The sequence below is a fragment of the Streptomyces sp. NPDC002490 genome (genome assembly GCF_040296045.1).
Lineage (GTDB): Bacteria > Actinomycetota > Actinomycetes > Streptomycetales > Streptomycetaceae > Streptomyces.
On sequence record NZ_JBEOWM010000017.1, the window covers coordinates 92,184 to 110,397 of the forward strand.

14 protein-coding genes and 1 pseudogene are annotated in these 18,214 nt (G+C 74.3%); 6 read left to right on the forward strand and 9 right to left on the reverse strand.

The features are described 5' to 3' along the window. Positions 1-41 precede the first annotated feature (41 nt). Complete coding sequence (locus tag ABT092_RS13640) at positions 42-2,789, forward strand: SpoIIE family protein phosphatase (RefSeq protein ID WP_351243238.1); 2,748 nt, start codon at positions 42-44, stop codon at positions 2,787-2,789. Positions 2,790-2,857: 68 nt separating this feature from the next. Here ABT092_RS13640 and ABT092_RS13645 read toward each other — a convergent pair whose 3' ends face one another. Next, positions 2,858-3,079: a hypothetical protein gene (locus ABT092_RS13645; RefSeq protein WP_351243240.1), complete on the reverse strand. Its 222-nt coding sequence runs from the start codon at positions 3,077-3,079 to the stop codon at positions 2,858-2,860. A gap of 424 nt (positions 3,080-3,503) precedes the next feature. On the opposite strand from ABT092_RS13645, the gene ABT092_RS13650 reads away from it, so the two are divergent. Further along, positions 3,504-4,523: a sporulation protein gene (locus ABT092_RS13650; protein ID WP_351243242.1), complete on the forward strand. Its 1,020-nt coding sequence runs from the start codon at positions 3,504-3,506 to the stop codon at positions 4,521-4,523. Between the two features lie 12 nt (positions 4,524-4,535). On the opposite strand, the gene ABT092_RS13655 is transcribed toward ABT092_RS13650, so the two are convergent. The 4 genes and pseudogenes from ABT092_RS13655 to ABT092_RS13670 all read right to left on the reverse strand — a co-directional run. Further along, positions 4,536-5,507: a M56 family metallopeptidase gene (locus tag ABT092_RS13655; protein ID WP_351243244.1), complete on the reverse strand. Its 972-nt coding sequence runs from the start codon at positions 5,505-5,507 to the stop codon at positions 4,536-4,538. A gap of 4 nt (positions 5,508-5,511) precedes the next feature. Further along, entirely contained in the window at positions 5,512-5,904 is a 393-nt protein-coding gene (locus tag ABT092_RS13660) for a BlaI/MecI/CopY family transcriptional regulator (RefSeq protein ID WP_351243246.1), read from the reverse strand. A gap of 121 nt (positions 5,905-6,025) precedes the next feature. Continuing rightward, a complete protein-coding gene (locus ABT092_RS13665; RefSeq protein WP_351243248.1) occupies positions 6,026-6,751 on the reverse strand; it encodes a nucleoside/nucleotide kinase family protein in 726 nt (241 codons plus the stop codon). Positions 6,752-6,853: 102 nt separating this feature from the next. Then, a pseudogene (locus ABT092_RS13670) lies at positions 6,854-6,961 on the reverse strand (DNA-binding response regulator); the annotation flags it as partial. 506 nt (positions 6,962-7,467) lie between these two features. Between ABT092_RS13670 and ABT092_RS13675 the strand changes: the two are divergent. The 4 genes from ABT092_RS13675 to aroQ all read left to right on the forward strand — a co-directional run bounded on the left by ABT092_RS13675 (position 7,468) and on the right by aroQ (position 10,944). Continuing rightward, positions 7,468-7,656: a hypothetical protein gene (locus ABT092_RS13675; RefSeq protein ID WP_351243250.1), complete on the forward strand. Its 189-nt coding sequence runs from the start codon at positions 7,468-7,470 to the stop codon at positions 7,654-7,656. Between the two features lie 761 nt (positions 7,657-8,417). Next, positions 8,418-9,551, forward strand: a complete 1,134-nt coding sequence (locus ABT092_RS13680) for a helix-turn-helix domain-containing protein (RefSeq protein WP_351243252.1) — start codon at positions 8,418-8,420, stop codon at positions 9,549-9,551. A gap of 19 nt (positions 9,552-9,570) precedes the next feature. Then, entirely contained in the window at positions 9,571-10,143 is a 573-nt protein-coding gene (locus ABT092_RS13685; protein WP_351243254.1) for an HD domain-containing protein, read from the forward strand. A gap of 135 nt (positions 10,144-10,278) precedes the next feature. After that, a complete protein-coding gene (gene aroQ, locus ABT092_RS13690; protein ID WP_351243256.1) occupies positions 10,279-10,944 on the forward strand; it encodes a gamma subclass chorismate mutase AroQ in 666 nt (221 codons plus the stop codon). A gap of 62 nt (positions 10,945-11,006) precedes the next feature. Here the strand turns inward: aroQ and ABT092_RS13695 are convergent, their stop codons facing one another. The 4 genes from ABT092_RS13695 to iolD all read right to left on the reverse strand — a co-directional run bounded on the left by ABT092_RS13695 (position 11,007) and on the right by iolD (position 18,212). After that, complete coding sequence (locus ABT092_RS13695) at positions 11,007-11,921, reverse strand: ABC transporter permease (protein ID WP_445401148.1); 915 nt, start codon at positions 11,919-11,921, stop codon at positions 11,007-11,009. Then, entirely contained in the window at positions 11,918-14,584 is a 2,667-nt protein-coding gene (locus ABT092_RS13700) for an alpha/beta fold hydrolase (RefSeq protein ID WP_351243258.1), read from the reverse strand. Before ABT092_RS13700 ends, ABT092_RS13695 begins: the two co-directional genes overlap by 4 nt. A gap of 127 nt (positions 14,585-14,711) precedes the next feature. Continuing rightward, the gene (locus tag ABT092_RS13705; RefSeq protein ID WP_351243260.1) at positions 14,712-16,214 is read right to left on the reverse strand and encodes a CoA-acylating methylmalonate-semialdehyde dehydrogenase; all 1,503 of its coding nucleotides are present in this window, start codon (positions 16,212-16,214) and stop codon (positions 14,712-14,714) included. Positions 16,215-16,319: 105 nt separating this feature from the next. Continuing rightward, positions 16,320-18,212, reverse strand: coding sequence for a 3D-(3,5/4)-trihydroxycyclohexane-1,2-dione acylhydrolase (decyclizing) (gene iolD, locus ABT092_RS13710; protein ID WP_351243262.1), 1,893 nt, complete (start codon positions 18,210-18,212; stop codon positions 16,320-16,322). Positions 18,213-18,214: the final 2 nt, after the last annotated feature.

An 18,214-nucleotide genomic window follows, 5' to 3' on the forward strand; every position in this document is an offset into this window, starting at 1 on the left:
GCGGGAAGGCGTGGCTCCGGTGGTGACGGTAGAAATGCCGTATGGCAGGAATCAGGCGTTCCGCCGGAGGGTCCGCGAGCGGTCGGCCGGCCGGCCGGCGGGCGCGGGTGCGCTCGCTGTGGGGGCCGCGGAGCGTGGTCGGACAGATGTTTGTCCTCCAGATCGTGGTGGTGCTGCTGCTCACCGCGGGGGCGATCGTCCTGCTGCTGTTGATGTCCCGTCAGCAGAACGCCCGGGAGGCGCAGAGCCGCTCCCTCGCCCTGGCCGAGGGCTTCGCCGACGCACCGGGCACCGCCGCCGCCATCACCTCCCGGGACCCGACCGCGGTGCTCCAGCCGCGGGCGGAGAAGGCGCGCAAGGGGGCGAAGGTGGACTTCGTCGTGGTGCTCAACCGGCAGGGCACCCGACTCACCCACCCCCTGCGGGACCGCATCGGCAAGCCCAGCTCCGCCCGGCTGGCGCTGCTCCTGGCGGGGGACACCGTGCTGGAGGAGCGGGTGGGGTCCCTGGGACCCCAGGTGCGGGCGTACGTCCCGGTGCGTGACGCCGGGGGGACGGTGGTGGGGGCGGTGGGCGCGGGGGTCACCATCGCCCGGATCAACTCGGCCGCTGCCGAACGGCTCCCCCTGGTCCTGACCGCGGCCGGCGCCGCGGTGCTGCTGACCAGCGGCGGGGCCGCACTGATCAGTCGGCGGCTGATGCGCCAGACGCACGGCCTGGGCCCCAGCGAGATCACCCGGATGTACGAGCACCACGACGCGGTGCTCCACTCGGTGCGCGAGGGCGTGGTGATCACCGACTCGGAGGGTCGGTTGCTGCTCGCCAACGACGAGGCCCGCCGGTTGCTGCACCTGCCCGACGACGCCGAGGGGCGCCTTCTGGACGCCTTGGACCTGCCCCGCCCGATCGCCGATCTGCTCACCTCCGACCGGGAGGCCACCGACGAGTTGCACCAGGTCAGGGACCGCACCTTCGCGGTCAGTCAGCGGCCGACCGGGCCGGCGGGCCGGGTCGCCACCGTGCGGGACACCACGGACCTGCTCGTCGCCTCCGACCAGGCGCGGGAGGCCCGGCGCCGACTGGAGGTGCTGCACGACGCGGGGGTGCGGATCGGCACCACGCTGGAGGTGCCGCGCACCGCGCGGGAGCTGGCCGAGACGACGGTGGGCCGGTTCGCCGACTTCGTCACCGTCGACTTGGTGGAGGCCGTGCTGCGCGGGGAGGAGGTGCAGGGGACGGAGCACGAGCTGCGCCGGGTGTGCGTGGCCGGGGTGCGCGAGCCTCCCCCGCTGTACCCGGAGGGCGAGCTGATCCGGATCGCGCCCTCCACCCCGCAGGCGCGCGGGCTGGCCACCGGTGCGGCCGTGCTGGAGCCGCGGCTGGCCGATGCGCCGGGGTGGCACACGCAGGACCCCGAGCGGGCCCGGCTGATCGTGGCGGCGGGGGTGCACTCGCTGATCACCGCCCCGCTCACCGCCCGTGGGGTGCTGTTGGGCATCGCGGGGTTCTGGCGGTCGGAGCGGCCCGAGCCCTTCGACGCGGACGACCGGGCGCTGGCGGAGGAGGTCGCGGCGCGGGCCGCCGTCTCCTTGGACAACGCCCGCCGCTACACCCGCGAGCACACCATGGCGGTCACCCTGCAACGGAGTCTGATGCCCCGCTACCTGCCCGTGCAGGAGGCGGTCGAGGTCGCCTACCGCTACCTGCCGGCGGAGGCGGGGGTGGGCGGCGACTGGTTCGACGTCATCCCGCTGCCGGGCGGGCGGGTGGCGCTGGTCGTCGGCGACGTGGTGGGTCACGGGCTGCACGCCGCGGCGACCATGGGGCGGCTGCGGACGGCGGTGCACAACTTCTCCGCCCTGGACCTGCCGCCCGACGACATCCTGGGCCATCTGGACGAGCTCGTCAGCCGGATGGACCAGGAGCGCGGAGCGGGGGACGACGGCCTGGACGTGACCGGCGCCACTTGCCTGTACGCCATCTACGACCCGGTCACCGGGAACTGCGCGGTGGCCCGGGCCGGCCACCCCCCGCCGGCGGTCGTCCTCCCCGACGGCCGGGTGGAGTTCCCGCGCATCCCGGTGTCGCCGCCGCTCGGCGCCGGCGGGGGGCTGCCGTTCGAGACGGCCGTGCTGCACCTGCCGGCCGGCTCCCGGCTGATCCTGTACACCGATGGCCTGGTGGAGAGCCGGGACCGTGACATCGATGCCGGTCTCGCCCGATTGAGGGGGGCCGTTTCCGGCCAACCCGACCTCGACCCCGAGGAGACCTGTCGGGCGGTGCTCGCGGCGCTGCCGGGTGGACAACAGAGGGACGACATCGCCCTGTTGGTGGCGCGCACCAGTCGGCTGGACGCGGAGCGGATCGCCGAGTGGCGGGTGCCCTCCGACACCGCCGCGGTGGCGCCGGTGCGCGCCGAGTGCGCGCGTCGGCTGCGGGAGTGGGGGTTGGAGGAGATCGTCTTCACCACGGAACTGATCCTCAGCGAGCTGATCACCAACGCGGTCCGCTACGCCAGCCAACCCATCACGGTGCGGTTGCTCTACAGCACTTCACTGATCTGCGAGGTCTTCGACGGTTCCAGCACCTCGCCGCACCTGCGCCGGGCCTCCCTCACCGACGAGGGCGGCCGGGGGCTGTTCCTGGTGGCGCAGCTCGCCGACCGTTGGGGCACGCGGTACACCGCGGACGGCAAGGTGATCTGGACCGAGCAGTCCCCGCACGGGCCGGCCGCGCCGGGCGGCGGCCCCGATCTCACGGACGCCCTGCTGGACCACTGGAACCTGTGAGCTCCGCGCCGTGGGGCGCGGTGCCGCGGGAGGAGAGCGTCAGCCACGGCACCGCGCGTAAGGGGCGGCTACTTGACCGCGGCCTGCACGGCGGCCAGCGCCTGCGCCCAGCGGACGTACTTGAGGTCGGCGAGTTCGGCGACGGTGGTGATGCCGAACGCCTCCTTCAGCAGTTCGCCGTCCCGGTCCGAGACGCCCTTGAGCGCGGAGACGGGCGCGTCGAGGACCTCCGGCAGCGCCTTGTCGGCCCACGCCTTGTCCAGCACCTTGTCCAGATCGATCGAAGCCACGTGCGTGCCCTCCCAGGCGGTCGGCGTGCGGGGCGCGCGTGCGGCGGTCCGGGTGTCGGCGTCGTCCGCTGCGCGCCCCGCGGGGACGCCCCGGATGTCCCGCGCGTCGGCGCGGGAGGGCGGCCCACTAACTTCTACATGACTGTAGAAGTTTAACTCCGACCGACACCGGCGGACCCGACATCCGGGCGTCCGGGGCAGGTTGGCCGAAAGCCGACGCCCTCTCACCTCTCCGCGCACCGAGGCGCCGCGTCGGACCGCCGAACGACGGGGAGTTGCCCCGCACACCGGTCCGCCCCCTCTATGCTTCTACACGCTTGTAGAAGCATAGAGGGGGCGGACCCGACACGGACCTACCCGTCCGGAGCCCTCCCCGCACCATCCGCGCAGAAGTGCACGCAGACACGAAGGAGTGAACGCCACCATGGTGTTCAAGAAGTTGCTCGGATCGCTCGGCCTCGGCGGCCCCACCGTGGACACCGTGCTGAGCCACGGGGCGGTCCTGCCCGGCGGCCCGCTCGCCGGCGAGGTCCGCCTCAAGGGCGGGGAGCGCGACGTCGAGATCGAGCACGTCGTCCTGGAACTGCTCGCCCACGTGGAGGCCGAGACGGAGGAGGGCGAACAGCACGGCACCGTCGCCTTCGAACGCTTCACCGTGGGCGGCGGGTTCCGACTCGCCAAGGGCGAGGACACCACCGTCCCCTTCTCGGTGGTCGTGCCCTGGGAGACCCCCGTCACCGAGTTGTACGGCCAGTCGCTGGGCATCGTCCTCGGCGTGCGGACCGAACTGGGGGTGGCCGGCGCCCGGGACAAGGGCGACCTCGACCCGCTGACCGTTCGCCCGCTGGCGGTGCAGGAGGCCGTGCTGGAGGCGTTCGGACAGCTCGGCTTCGGCTTCCTCTCGGCCGACCTGGAGTACGGGCGCATCGCCGGCACCCGGCAGCAGTTGCCGTTCTACCAGGAGATCGAGATCAGCCCTTCGCCCCGCTACTCCTCCGTGCTCAACGAGGTGGAGGTGACCTTCCTCGCCGGGCCGCACGGGGTGGACGTGGTCCTGGAGGCCGACCGCAACGGCGGGCACGGGGTGCACGGCGACTCGCTGGCCCGCTTCTCGGTGACCCACGAGGACGTGGGCCGCACCGACTGGAACACGATGGTGGACGGTTGGGTGCGGCGGCTCGTGGAGGCCCACGCCCCGGACGGCGGAGCCGCCCTCTTCGGCGCCCACGCTCACCACGAGGGCCACTACGGCCACCATCAGGACCACGGTCACCACGGACACCACGAGGAGCACGGTCACGGCCGTCGCTCGGGGCCCGGGGTCGGCACCGCGGTGGCGGCGGGCGCGGCCGGACTCGCGGTCGGCGTCGCCGGCGGGCTGGTGGCGGCGGAGGTCGTCGACGAGGTGGGCGACTTCTTCGAGGGCGAGGACGAGGAGGGCTGACCCTCCGGGGGCTCAGAGCGGGGTGGCCGCCTTGAGGATCAGGAACAGCGTCACGGCGGAGTTCGCCGAGGAGAGCGCCGACGCCGTGGTCCCGGCGGCCGCGCACCACGTCGCGAGTCCCACCGTGGTGGACAGCGGGGGCCAACTCCGCACCGCCGGGGTGGGCCCGAGCAGCGCCGCCACCCGGCGCGGCACCGGGCCCACCGCCGCCGCCGGGCCGGGCACGGGCACCGGGACCCCGCGGGAGGTCAAGGCCGCCTTGCCGATGGCCCGCGCCACCACCCGGCGACTGCCGACCGCAACGGCGGCCTCCTCGTCCGCCCACCGCTCGGAGGTGTAGCCCACGGCCGAACGCAGCGGGCGCAGCGCCGGGTTGGCCAGTTCGGCAAGCCGGACCACCAACAGGTAACGGTGGTGACGGCCCGTCAGATGTGCTCGCTCGTGGGCGAAGAGCGCCCGGCGTTCCGCCGGGGCGAGACCGCTGAGCATCCCGGTGGTGACCACGATCCGGCCGCCGCAACGGGTTCCGAGCCGCCGGCACCCCCGGCCGCCGGTCGGGCCCACGGGCAGGGCGTACGCATACGGGACGGGGTCGGGCAGCACGGCGACGGAGGTGGGACGCAGTCCGGCGAGCGCGCGGACGGCCCGCCGGCGCGTGCGCCGGTCCCGCCACAGGGCGCGCAGACAGGCGACCAGCACCCCGAGGAGCGCGGGGATCGCGGTCTTCCCGGCGACCTCGTCGTACGGCACCGCCTCGCGCACCTCGGGGTCCGACCAGCCGTCCGGCAGCGGGTTGCCGGGGAGTTGGGCGGTGCCGACCACCACCAACAGTGCCAGGCACAGGGTGCTGCACAGGGCGCACACCCCGGCGACGGCGGTCAGCAACCGGGTCGCCGTCCGGGGGTGCAGATGCTGCTCGGCGAGCCGTGCGATCGGCCACGCGCTGAGCGGGAGGACCAGCGGGAGGAAGACGAAGACGCCCACGGGCTCAGTCTTCCTCCAGCGCCAGCAGCGCGCGCAGCGTCTTCTCGTCGTCCTCCTGCAAGGACGTCACGAAACTCGCGAGCACGGCTTCCCGGTCCTGCTCGGCGTCGAGCACCCGACGCATCCGCAGGGCCGCGAGGTCGGCCTCGTTGGCCGCGGAGGTCCAGACGAAGGAGCGCCCGGTCCGTTCCCGGGACACCGCCCCCTTGACGTACAGCCGGCTGAGGATGGTGATCACCGTGGTGTACGCCAGGTCCTCGCCCAACCGGGCCTGCACCCACGCCGTGTTCACCGGTCCCGGCGCGGCCCGGAGCGCGGCCAGCACCAGTGCCTCCAGCTCTCCCTGACCACGGCGACGGGACCGACGCCCGGCGTCGTCCCCTGGCTCGTCCTGCACCTGCGCGCTCCTTCCCCTACGGCGGTCCGCGCGGGCCCGCCGTGGCGGCGGCGGGGTGCGGAACGTTTCATCCTACGGGGCGGGCCTCCTGAGGCGGGCGGTGCACGGTGGTCCGGTGGCGTCACGGGGCCACGACCCGCGGACGGGCGAAGACCGAGTTGTCGATGACGACGTCCGCCAGCGACGGGGGGTCGACCTCCCGGAAGTAGGCACGACCGGCCACCAGGTACCGGTCGCGGTGGATCGACTCCGCTTCGGCTCCGGCCCACTCCCGGTCGCGCTCGGCGCCCCGGCGAACCGACAGTTCCGCGTCCACCTGCAACAGGATCCGGAAGTCCCAGTACCCGTCGATCTCGGGGCGGAAGGCGAAGACTCCGTCCACGACCAGTACCGTGTCGGTCCCGAGCGGTGCCGTCTGCGCAGAGTGGTCCCGCTGGGTGAGCGGGTCGATGCTGCACAGCGCGCAGGTCGTCGCCCCCGGCGACCGCGACGGGTCCAACAGCAGACGCCGGACCGCCTCGTAGTCGTACGCGTTGCGGTAGTACCCCTCACCGGACTCCCGGTCGTACAGGTGCCGATCCCGCCACGGCCTCTTGAAGTCGTCCAGGGTCGCCCGGAGCACGGGCCGCCCCGCCGCGCCGATCCGCTCGGCCAGTTCGTGTCCGAAGCTCGTCTTGCCGGCCGCGGTGAAGCCGTCGATCGCCACCAGCAGACGGCCCCGCCCGAGGGCCAGCACGTGCTCGGCGATCCCTCCGACCAGCCTGCTGCGTTCGGCGGAGGCCGGCTCGGGACAGGGCTGTCGCCAAGACGAAGCCGAATGATGCACGTCCGCCCGCCGCATCCCCATGGAGGGGACGCTACCGGCTGGTTCGACGGCCGGGAAGGGACACCCGCCGGCACGCGGAACCCGTGGGCCCGCCGTGCGGGCGGGGCAGCGGACCACACGCGCTCAGCGCGCCTCCCGCTTCCCGAGGTAGGACAGCACGGCGAGCACCCGGCGGTGGCCGCTGTCGCCGGCGGGCAGGCCCAGCTTCCGGAAGACGTTGCCGATGTGCTTGCGGCCGCCACCGTGCCGGGCCGCGTTGGTCAACGCCTCGGCCACCACGAAGTACGCGGCGGCCTCGACCCGCACCGCCGCCCCGAACCGCTCGGCCAAGCCCCCGGTCAGCGGGGCGTACGCCTCGGGCACGGGCGTCCCGGTCCACTCCCCCACCCAGCGCCGCTTGACGCCGGCGAGACGGCGCAGCAAGAGCACCGTCTCGGGGAGGGCCACCGCGCCGAAGACGACGAGCGTGCTGACCGCGGTGAAGGCCAGCCGGCACGGGCGGCCACCGGGGCGCCTGCCACCCGGTGCGTGGTGGAGCTGGCTACACCCCCGGCCGGGTGGCCCGCCCGCTGTCGTCGCCCCGGTGCGGCGGAGATGCTGGTGCGGTCAGGGCGGGACGCGGTCCGGTTGTCTCCTCACTCCTTCCGTCTCCTCACTCCTTCCGTCTCCTCCGGGCGCCTCCGTCCAGCCCGGTCGCCCTCCGTCCTTCCTTCGCTCGATCCGAAAGGACCCCAGCCGTGCGCCAGTTCCCCTGGTCCGTGTTCGCCCTCGCCCTCGTCGTCAACGGGGCGACCAGCTTCACCATGGACGGGCTCGCCCGGCTGGTCACCAGCCTGGTCACCGCCGTGCTCGTGCTCGCGAGCGGGGCGGCGCTGTTCACCACGCGACGGCGGGGACCGCCCGTCCGGTCCGGGGACCGGTGGTAGTCCGGGCGGCCGCCCCCGACCTCGCGGAGGCGCTCCGCACGCGGGAGGCGCCCCCGCCCCGCCGGGGGAACGACGGAGCGGGGGCGGGGCGGGGACAGCGGCTGGTGTGCTTCGTCCCCGGCGCGCGCTCCCTCCTCGTGCGCCGGCGCCGGAGACGAAGCGCCCGGCTCTGTCGGGGCCTTGCATATGGGGGAAGACAGGGCCGTCGACAGGGCCGGGGGTTCACAGGAGGCCGGCCGCGCAGGCGCAGGCGACCCAACCGAAGCCGAAGCCGATCGCGAGCAGCAGCGCGGGGCCGGCGAGGTCGCAGCGGGCCAGGATGCGCCGGTGCAGCGGGGTCACGACCGCGCGGCGCCTGCCCCGCGACGACTCGGCGCGGCGCGACCCGCCGCGGAGTGCGCCCCTGGCGTGGCGGGGCGGGCGACGCCGGGAGGGGAGTCCCGCTCGGCGCCGCCCCCGGGAGGGCGGGGCGGCACGCAAGGTCCCCGGGTGTGCACTCCCGTGCCGGCGGCACCGGTTCTGCCGTCGACAACGTACTGCCCTGCTCGGTGGCTCATGAGGATTCCCTTGTATCTGTCACTCGTAAGCGGCCCGGGTGCGCACTCCGTCTGCGTCGGGAAGGAATCGGCGCCTAGGGTCGACACTCCCTGAGCCCCGGATGGCTCAGCGGCCCGGTACAAGAAACTACGGCCGTTCCCGACCCGAGAACACTGACACCCAGTACGAGTTGGGCGCCGTCGGCAGGAGCAGGAGCCGAGCACATGACTCCGGACACATGGCAGTCGTCGGGAACGCTGATCGGCGGTCAGCGTTCCCCGGGCAGAGCCCGGGAGGGGAGCGTCACGGGCCACCTCTTCAAGATCACGAGGGAGCGGGCGGGGCTGACGCAGCAGGGCTTGGCCGAAGCCCTCGGGGTCGACCACACGACCGTCCAGGGGTGGGAGTCCGGGCGCCGTCCGCTGGCCTCGGTGTCGACCGCGAACTTCCGTTCCGTGCAGCGGACCCTGCTGCGCTACGGGGCCGACCCGGCCCTGCTGGCGCTCTTCGACGTGGCGATGGACGCGGACGCGGTGCTCGGCCGCACCCTGCACGGCGGGGCCTCCACCGACTGTGCGACGCATCCGCTGGCGACCCTGGTGTTCAGCCGCACCTCCACGCACATGATCGCGTGGGCGCTGACCGGAACTCCCCCGGCGGCGCTGCCCGCCCCCACCGCGGACACCCCGCAGCGGCGGGGACCCACCCCGGACGGCCCGCTGCTCGGTGCGGCGGAGCGGAGCGCGTTCTTCGACCGGCTGCGCCGCTACGCGGAGGTCGCCCACCGGGCCGGTGAGAACGGGGCGCTGCTCCGACGCCAGGCGCTGTACCTGTGCGGCTACGACACCGCGCCGGACACCCGGGCGTGGATCGCCGACGTGCGGTCCCGCCAGGCGAGGGTGGCGCACCGCACCTCCTGGAGCCGTGCGGACGCCCGCTCGCTGGCGACCTCACTGACCCGGTACGGCGACCGGGAGCCCTTGCAGCGTTTCGTGGAACGGGAGTTGGCCGACGACGCCGGTGAGCAGGCGAACCTGAACTACTGGGCCTACTGGTTCGGGTTGGACCGGCTGCCCCGGGGGGACGACTCGTTCATGGGGTCCTGTATGGCGTGGGACGGGGGTGCACTGCTGCGGAGGTTGGTGGACCGGTTGGCTCCGGACCTGGGGTGCATCGACCTCAACGTGCATTCGGTGTGGGCCCTGTTGGCGGCCCGGCCCGGGCTGCTGTCCGTCGACCCCGCCCTGCGGCGCGACCTCGCCGGGCGGGTCGCCCGGCTGTTGGACGGGGGGACGGTCTCCGCCCGGTCCCGCCGCGAACTCGACGCCCTGCACTACGGACTGAAGATGAACAGCTGACTCGGGAGGGACGTTCACCATGTCTGTCGACCACGCCCAGGGCACCGTCGGCTATCTGATGGAGATGGGCGCGTTGAAGCGGGGCAAGCGGACGGGTTGGTGGATCGCGGGGGTCAAGGACCCGGAGACGATCGCCGAGCACTCGTTCCGGGCGGCGGTCATCGGCGCGGTGCTGGCGATGATGGAGGGCGCGGACCCGGCCAGAGTGGCGTTGCTGTGCACGTTCCACGACACCCAGGAGACCCGGGTGGGCGACATCCCGTGGATCGGGCGGCGCTATCTGACGGCGACGCGGAACGAGGACGTCACCCGGGACCAGGTGGCCGACGCGTTCCCGGCGGTGGCGGCCGGCATCCAGGCGGTGGTGGACGAGTACGAGAACGGCGACTCCCTGGAGGTCCTGGTCGCGCACGATGCCGACCGCTTGGAGTGCATGATCCAGGGCCTCGAATACCTGGAGCAGGGGTACGGCAACGCCCGGGAATGGGTCGACAGCACCCGCGCCAAGCTGAAGACGGATTCCGCGATCGCCCTGGCCGACGCGGCGCAGACCATGTCCTCGGCGGACTGGCGGCGCACGTACCTGCGGTAGGGGCGGAACTGCCCGTCGCCGGCTCCGGCGCCACCTTCGGACACCCGGATCTCACCGAACGTCCCGTTCCGTCCCGGTAAACACGGTGGTGCGGTACTCCTGCGCTCGTGTCAACTCTCCTGCTACACAGGTCATATGAACAGAACCCTCGCTTTGTGCGTTCCCCGTCCCCGTACCGTCGCCCTCACCGCCGTCGCCGGTTCGCTGGCGTTGCTCGCGCTCGCGCCGTTGCCCGTCGCCGCCCGGCAGGGGCAGGCGTCCGTGGTGGAGGCGGCGGCTTCCACTCCGGCCGCGGTGTCCGGGCGGGGCGGGGTGGTGCGGCCGGTCGACGCGGTCACCGCGCTGTTGGTGGAGCGGCTGTTGGTGGCCGACGTGGTGGCCGCGGCCAAGTACGGGACGGTGCTGCCGATCGAGGACCCGGTGCGGGAGCGGCAGGTCCTGGAGGACGTGACGAGGCGGGCGGCGGCGATGGGGCTGGACCCGGTGCACGCGGCCGCGGTGTTCCGGGACCAGATGGAGGCGGGGAAGAAGGTGCAGCGGGCGTTGTTCGCCCGGTGGGACGCCCACCCCGAGGAGCGGCCGAGCGGGCGGCCGGACCTGACCCGGGAGGTGCGGCCGGTGTTGGACCGGATCACCACGCGGCTGCTGGACGCGTTGAAGGCGTCGCAGCGGGAGCGGGCGGCGGCGTCCTGCCCGTTCTCCGTCTCCGTGTCGGCGGCGGGGCAGGCGTACGCACGGGAATTGGACCGGCTGCACACCGTGAGCCTGCTCCGCGGCCTGCGCAGCGTCTGCACGGGGTGAGCGCCCGTGCCGGGCCCGTCGTGCGCGCCGGAGGCGGCACGGACGACGGACCCGGGGTGCGGCTACGACACGATGTCCTTGCGCCCAAAGCCGCGGAAGGCCAGGGCGAACAGGACGATCGCGTAGGCGAGGGAGACGGACGCGCCCTGGATCATGCCGCCCCATTCGGGGCGGGGTTGGACGGCGTCGGCCCAGGCGAACTGCCAGTGGGCGGGGAGGAAGTCGCGCCAGTCGCCGAGGGCGGTGACCGCGTCGAGGACGTTGCCGACGATGGTGAGCCCGACCGCGCCGCCGACCGCGCCGAGCGGGGCGTCGGTACGGGTGGAGAGCCAGAACGCCAGCCCGGCGGTGACCAGTTGGGAGACGAAGACGTACCCGATGACGACGACCAGGCGCCCGGCCGCGGTGCCTGCGTCGAGGGTGCCGCCGGTGGGGATGTGCAGCGGGCCCCAGCCGTAGAGGACGGTGCCGACCAGGAGGCCGACGACGGGCAGCAGCACGATCGCCGCGAGGCTCATGCCGAGGGCGACGGTGAGCTTGGACCACAGCAGCCGGGCCCGGGGCACGGGTGCGGCGAGCAGGTAGCGCAGGGACGACCAGCTCGCCTCGGAGGCGACGGTGTCGCCGCAGAACAGGGCGACGGGGATCACCAGCAGGAAGCCCGCGGACACGAACAGGCAGGTGGCGGCGAAGTTGGCGCCGGACGCGGTGGCGGTGTCCATGAGGGAGATCCGCTCGGCGGCGCCCTCCCGTTCGGCGGGGTCGCCGCCGATGGCGAAGGCCGCGGCGAGCACGAACGGGAGCAGTCCGAGGACGGCGCCCATGACCAGGGTGCGGCGGCGACGCAGTTGGCGGACGAGTTCGACGCGGAGCGGCAGGGTGGCGCCGGCCCGGTAGCCGGGGGCCGACTCGGTGGCGGGGACGGGCCGGGCCGTGGTCTGCGGCTGCTCCACCGGGGGGTTCTCGGTGGCGGTCACTGCGGGCCTCCGATCAGGGTGAGGAAGGCGTCTTCCAGTCGGCGGTGCGGGCCCAGGGAGGTGACGGGGACCTCCAGGCGCACCAGGTCGGCGAGGAGGGTGCGGGAGGTGTCGGGGCCGGCTTCGGCGAGTCGGACCAGGAGTCCGTCGTCGGTGCGCACGGCGGAGGCGACGCCGGGGAGGGCGGCGATCTTCTCGACCAGGGGGTCGGGGACCTCGCCGGCCAGGCCCACGTGCAGGGCGTCGCCGGAGCCGACGATCTCGTCGACGGGCCCGGCCTGGACCAGTTGACCGCGGTCCATGACGACCAGGTGGGTGCAGGACTGTTCGACTTCGGAGAGGAGGTGGCTGGAGACGATCACGGTGCGGCCGGCGGCGGCGTAGCGGATCATCACCTCGCGCATCTCGCGGATCTGTGGCGGGTCGAGTCCGTTGGTGGGTTCGTCGAGGATCAGCAGGTCCGGCAGGCCGAGCATGGCCTGGGCGAGCGCGAGTCGTTGCCGCATGCCCTGGGAGTAGGTGCGCACCGCGCGGGCGAGGGCGTCGCCGAGGCCGGCGATCTCCAGGGCCTCGTCGAGGTGGGCGTCGGCGGCGGGGCGGCCGGTGGCCCGCCAGTAGAGGTCCAGGTTCTCGCGGCCGGTGAGGTGCGGCAGGAAGCCGGCGCCCTCGACGAAGGCGCCGACCCGGGACAGCACGGGTGCGCCGGGGCGGATGGGGTGGCCGAAGACCCGGATCTCGCCGGCGTCGGGACGGATGAGGCCCATGAGCATGCGCAGGGTGGTGGTCTTGCCGGCACCGTTGGGGCCGAGGAGTCCGAGGACCTGGCCCTTCTCGACCCGGAAGGAGAGCTCGCGGACCGCGTACCGGTCGGTGGCGCCCGCGTACCGCTTGCTGAGGCCGGTGATCTGGAGCGGGACCTCCGCGAGGTCGGGGTCCGGGGCGACGGGGCCGGTCCGGCGGCGGCCGGTCAGCAGCAGCCCGGCGGCGACGACCACGGCGGCCAGCGGCAGCGTCCACACCCAGCTCGGCAGCGGGGCGGCGGCGGTGTCGACGTTCGGGGCGGTGGGCACGTCGAGGGCGCCGCGGACGGTGACGCCGTACGTGGCGGGGGCGGTCGGGGAGGCGTAGCCGAGGTCGGTGGAGGACACGGCGAGGCGGAGCCGGTGGCCGCGCTGCACCTCGTGGTCGATGGCGGGGAGGGTGAGGGTGACCTCCTTGCTGCGGCCCTCGCCGAGTCCGTCGACGCGCAGCGGGGCGACGAGTTGGGCGGGCAGCACCTGCTGGGTGCCGTCCGGGCCGACGTCGTAGACCTTGGCGAAGAGCACGGCTTCGGGGGCTGTGGAGGTGACCTCGACCCGGACCCGGGGGGTGCCGGTGACGTGGAGGTCCTCGGTGAGCGGCGCCGAGTCGAAGCGGGCGAACTGGCCGGGGAAGTCGAGGGAGATGCCGAGGCCGAGCGCGGAGAGCTGGGAGAGGCCCGCGCCCGCGCCGGCGGCGCCGAGGCCGGGGAGTCCGGAGACCGCGGGCGGGCTGGCGCCGGCCGGGTTGGCGAAGGTCTGCGGGCGGCCGGTCAGGGCGACGGCGCGGGTGCTGCCGGTCAGGCCGGGGTAGGCGTCCGCGTCGGCGCCGCGGAGCTGGGCCGCGCCGTTGGTGGAGTCGAGCCCGCCGGTGCGGGTGACCCGGAAGGCGGGGCCGGTGTCGACGTCCTCGTCGCCCTTGAGGTGCCGGTCGAACCAGCGGGTGATGCGGGCCTCGACCCGGTCGCCCTCCTGGTCGCCGCCGTCGTGGCCGCCGTGGGTCCAGTCGACGGCGACGGGGGCGCCGGCCGCGCGCAGCTGCCGGGCCAGGGCGTCGGTCTGGTCGAGGGTGAACAGGGAGTCGTGCTGGCCCTGGACGAGCAGGGCGGGCGCGGTGATCCGGTCGGCGACGGCGGCCGGGGAGCGGGCCTCCAGCAGGGCGCGGGCCGCGTCGTCGGGGGCGCCGCGCTCGGCGATCCGCTCGTACATCCGGCACAGTTCGGGTTCGAAGCGGTGGCAGCCGCCGCCGGCGTTGACGAACAGTCCGGCCCAGGTCTTCTTGAACACGCCGCCGGGGAACAGGGCGTCGGCGAGGTTGCCGTAGGTGATCCGGGGCGCGAGGGCGTCGACCCGGTCGTCGTGGCCGGCGGTGAGCAGGGAGATCGCGCCGCCGTAGGAGGCGCCGGACATGCCGACCCGCGGGTCGCCCTCGCCGTCGAGGCGGACCTCGGGGCGTTCGGCGAGCCAGTCGATCAGCCGGGAGACGTCGGCGACCTCGCCCTTCGGGTCGTTGAGCCCGATGCGTCCGTCGGAGTCGCCGAAGCCCCGGGCGGACCAGGTCAGCACCGCGTAGCCGGCGCGGGCGAGGTCCTCGGCCTGTTCGCGGACGTCGTCCTTGTCGCCGCCGAAGCCGTGTCCGAGCAGGACGGCGGGGCGGCGGCCGGCGTCGCCGGCGGTGAAGTACGCGGTGTCGATGCGGGCGTCGCCGGTGTCGAGGACGCGGTCGGTGCGGTGCACCGGGGGCGGGTCGTCTGCGGCGGCGGCCGTCCAGGTGCCGGCCGCGGCGAGCAGCGCGACGCCGGCCACGGCGGCGAGCGTCCGCCGGGGGCGGCGCAGCCGGGGTGGCCGGGGCGTTCGGGATTCCATGCGCTCCACCGTAAGCGGAGGGCGTCACCGTTCGGACGGCCCGGGGGGTGAACCGGGGCCGCTCCCCGGGGAGTACGCGGGCCCCGGGCCGTACCGCGGGTGCGGTACGGCCCGGGGCGCCGGCGGCTCAGTGGTTGCGGGGGAAGCCGAGGTCGACGCCGGCGGGGGCGTCGGCGGGGTCGGGCCAGCGGGTGGTGACGACCTTGCCGCGGGTGTAGAAGTGGACGCCGTCGTTGCCGTAGATGTGGTGGTCGCCGAAGAGGGAGTCCTTCCAGCCGCCGAAGGAGTGGTAGCCCACGGGGACCGGGATCGGCACGTTGACGCCGACCATGCCGGCCTGGACCTCCAGTTGGAAGCGGCGGGCGGCGCCCCCGTCGCGGGTGAAGACGGCGGTGCCGTTGCCGTAGGGGGAGGCGTTGATGAGGGCGATGCCCTCCTCGTAGGTGTCGACGCGCAGCACGCACAGCACCGGGCCGAAGATCTCCTCGCGGTAGGCGTCCGAGGTGACGGACACCCGGTCCAGCAGCGAGATGCCGATCCAGTGGCCGTCCTCGTGGCCGGGGACGGTGAAGCCGGTGCCGTCGAGGACGACCTCGGCGCCCTGGGCGGCGGCCCCGTTCACGTAGGAGGCGACCTTGTCGCGGTGGGCGGCGGTGATCAGCGGGCCCATCTCGGAGGCGGGGTCGTGGCCGGGGCCGATGGTGATCTTCTCGGCGCGCTCCTTGATCCGGGCGACGAGTTCGTCACCGATCGCGCCCACGGCGACGACCGCGGAGATGGCCATGCAGCGTTCGCCGGCAGAGCCGTAGGCGGCGGAGACGGCCGCGTCGGCGGCGGCGTCGAGGTCGGCGTCCGGCAGCACCAGCATGTGGTTCTTGGCGCCGCCGAGGGCCTGGACCCGCTTGCCGTGGGCGGTGGCGGTGGCGTGGACGTAGCGGGCGATGGGGGTGGAGCCGACGAAGGAGACGGCGGCCACGTCCGGGTGCTCCAGCAGCCGGTCCACGGCCACCTTGTCACCCTGGACGACGTTGAACACGCCGTCGGGCAGCCCGGCCTCGGCGGCGAGTTCGGCGATCCGCAGCGTGACCGAGGGGTCCTTCTCGGAGGGCTTGAGGACGAAGGTGTTGCCGCAGGCCACGGCGAGCGGGAACATCCACAGCGGCACCATGCCGGGGAAGTTGAACGGGGTGATGCCGACGACCACGCCGAGCGGCTGCCGGATCGAGGCCACGTCCACCCGGCCGGCGACCTCGGTGGAGAGTTCGCCCTTGAGCTGGGTGGTGATCCCGCAGGCGAGTTCGACGACCTCCATGCCCCGGGCGACCTCGCCGAGGGCGTCGGCGTGGACCTTGCCGTGCTCGGCGGTGATCAGTTCGGCGATCTCGTCGCGGTGGGCGTCGAGCAGGGCGCGGAACCGGAACAGGATCGCGGTGCGCCGGGAGAGCGAGGTCGTGCCCCAGGTGGCGAAGGCGTCCCGGGCCGCGGCGACCGCGGCGTCCACCTCGTCGACGGTGGCGAACGCGACCCGGGCGGTGACCTCACCGGTGGCGGGGTCGGTGACCGACCCGTGCGCGTCCGAGGTTCCTTCGACGGTCTTCCCGCCGATCCAGTGGTGGACGGTCTTGGTCATGTCGGGTGGCTCTCCCTCGCTCTGGTGTGCTCTCGCGGCCGGTCCGGGCGGGTGGGCACCGTCCGGTGCGCGCGTCGTGGCGGCCGTGGTGACGGACGGCCCGGATCACAGCGGACGGTGCCGGGTCGCGGCCCGCCGCTCGTACGCGATGCGGGCCGCGCGGGCGGCTGCCCGGGTCGCGGTGGCCGCCACGGGCACATCCCACCACGCCTGCGCGGGGGGCGCCCCCGACACAGTGTCGGGTGTTCGGGTCTCCGTGTAGACACATGTGGGGACGTCGGCGGCGCGGGCGGTGGCGAGGGCGGTGCGCAGTTCGGCGACGGTGGTGGCGCGCAGCACCCGCATGCCGAGGCTGGCCGCGTTGGCGGCGAGGTCCACGGGGAGCGGGTCGCCGGTGAAGGTGCCGTCGGCGGCGCGGTGGCGGTAGGCGGTGCCGAAGCCCTCCCCGCCGACGGTCTCGGAAAGTCCGCCGATGGAGGCGTAGCCGTGGTTCTGGAGGATCACCACCTTGATGGGCACGCCCTCCTGGACCGCCGTGACGAGTTCGGTGGGCAGCATCAGATAGGTGCCGTCGCCGACCAGCGCCCACACCGGCCGGTCCGGGGCGGCCAGGGCGACGCCGAGGGCGGCCGGGATCTCGTAGCCCATGCAGGAGTAGCCGTACTCCAGGTGGTACTGGTCGCGGGAGCGGGTCCGCCACAGCTTGTGCAGGTCGCCGGGGAGGGAGCCGGCGGCGTTGATGACGACGTCCTCGCCGGTGACCAGGGCGTCGAGCGCGCCGAGGACCTGGGTCTGGGTGGGGCGGGCGGTGGGATCGGGGGCGGCGTAGGCGGCGTCCACGCGCGCCTCCCAGTCGGCCTTGGCGCCGGCGTACTCGGCCGCGTACGCCGGGTCGGGGGCGTGGCGGCGGCCGGGGCCCGGGGCGTGGAGCGCCCGGGTGAGGGCCTCCAAGCCGGCGCGGGCGTCCGCGATCAGCGGCAGGCCGGCCATCTTGTGGCCGTCGTAGGGGGCGATGTTCAGGTTGAGGAAGCGGGCGGTGGGCGGGAAGAGGGTGCCGGAGGCGGTGGTGAAGTCGGTCCAGCGGGTGCCGACGCCGATCACCAGGTCCGCGGTGCGGGCCAGGGCGTCGGCGGTGGCCGTGCCGGTGTGTCCGATGCCGCCCACGTCGGCGGGGTGGTCCCAGGGCAGGGCTCCCTTGCCGGCCTGGGTGGCGGCGACGGGGGCGCCGGTCGCCTCGGCGAAGGCGCGCAGCGCGTCCTCGGCGCGGCTGTGCCGCACCCCGCCGCCGGCGACGACCAGGGGCCGGCGGGCGGCGCGGACCGCGGCGACGGCGGCGGCCAGTTCGACCGGGTCGGGCGCCGGGCGGCGCACCGTCCACACCCGCGGGCGGAAGAACTCCTCGGGCCAGGGGTACGCCTCGGCCTGCACGTCCTGCGGCAGCGCCAGGGTGACGGCCCCGGTGGCGACGGGGTCGGTGAGCACCCGCACGGCCTGGAGGGCCGCCGGGACCAGGGCCTCCGGGCGGGTGATCCGGTCGAAGTAGCGCGAGACCGGTCGCAGGCAGTCGTTGACGGACACGTCGCCCGCCCAGGGCACTTCGAGCTGTTGCAGGACGGGGTCGGCGGGGCGGGTGGCGAAGGTGTCGCCGGGCAGCAGCAGCACCGGCAGGTGGTTGACGGTGGCCAGGGCCGCACCGGTGACCAGGTTGGTGGCGCCGGGGCCGATGGAGGTGGTGACGGCGTGGGTGCGGAGCCGGCCGCACTGGCGGGCGTAGCCGACCGCCGCGTGCACCATCGCCTGTTCGTTGCGGCCCTGGTGGAACGGCATGGCCTCGGCCTGTTCCAGCAGCGCCTGGCCGATCCCGGCGACGTTGCCGTGCCCGAAGATTCCCCACACGGCGTCGACGAGCCGGTGGCGTTCGCCGTCGCGTTCGGTGTGCTGGGCGGTGAGGAAGCGGACGAGCGCCTGGGCGACGGTGAGCGTGGTGGTGCCGGTCATCG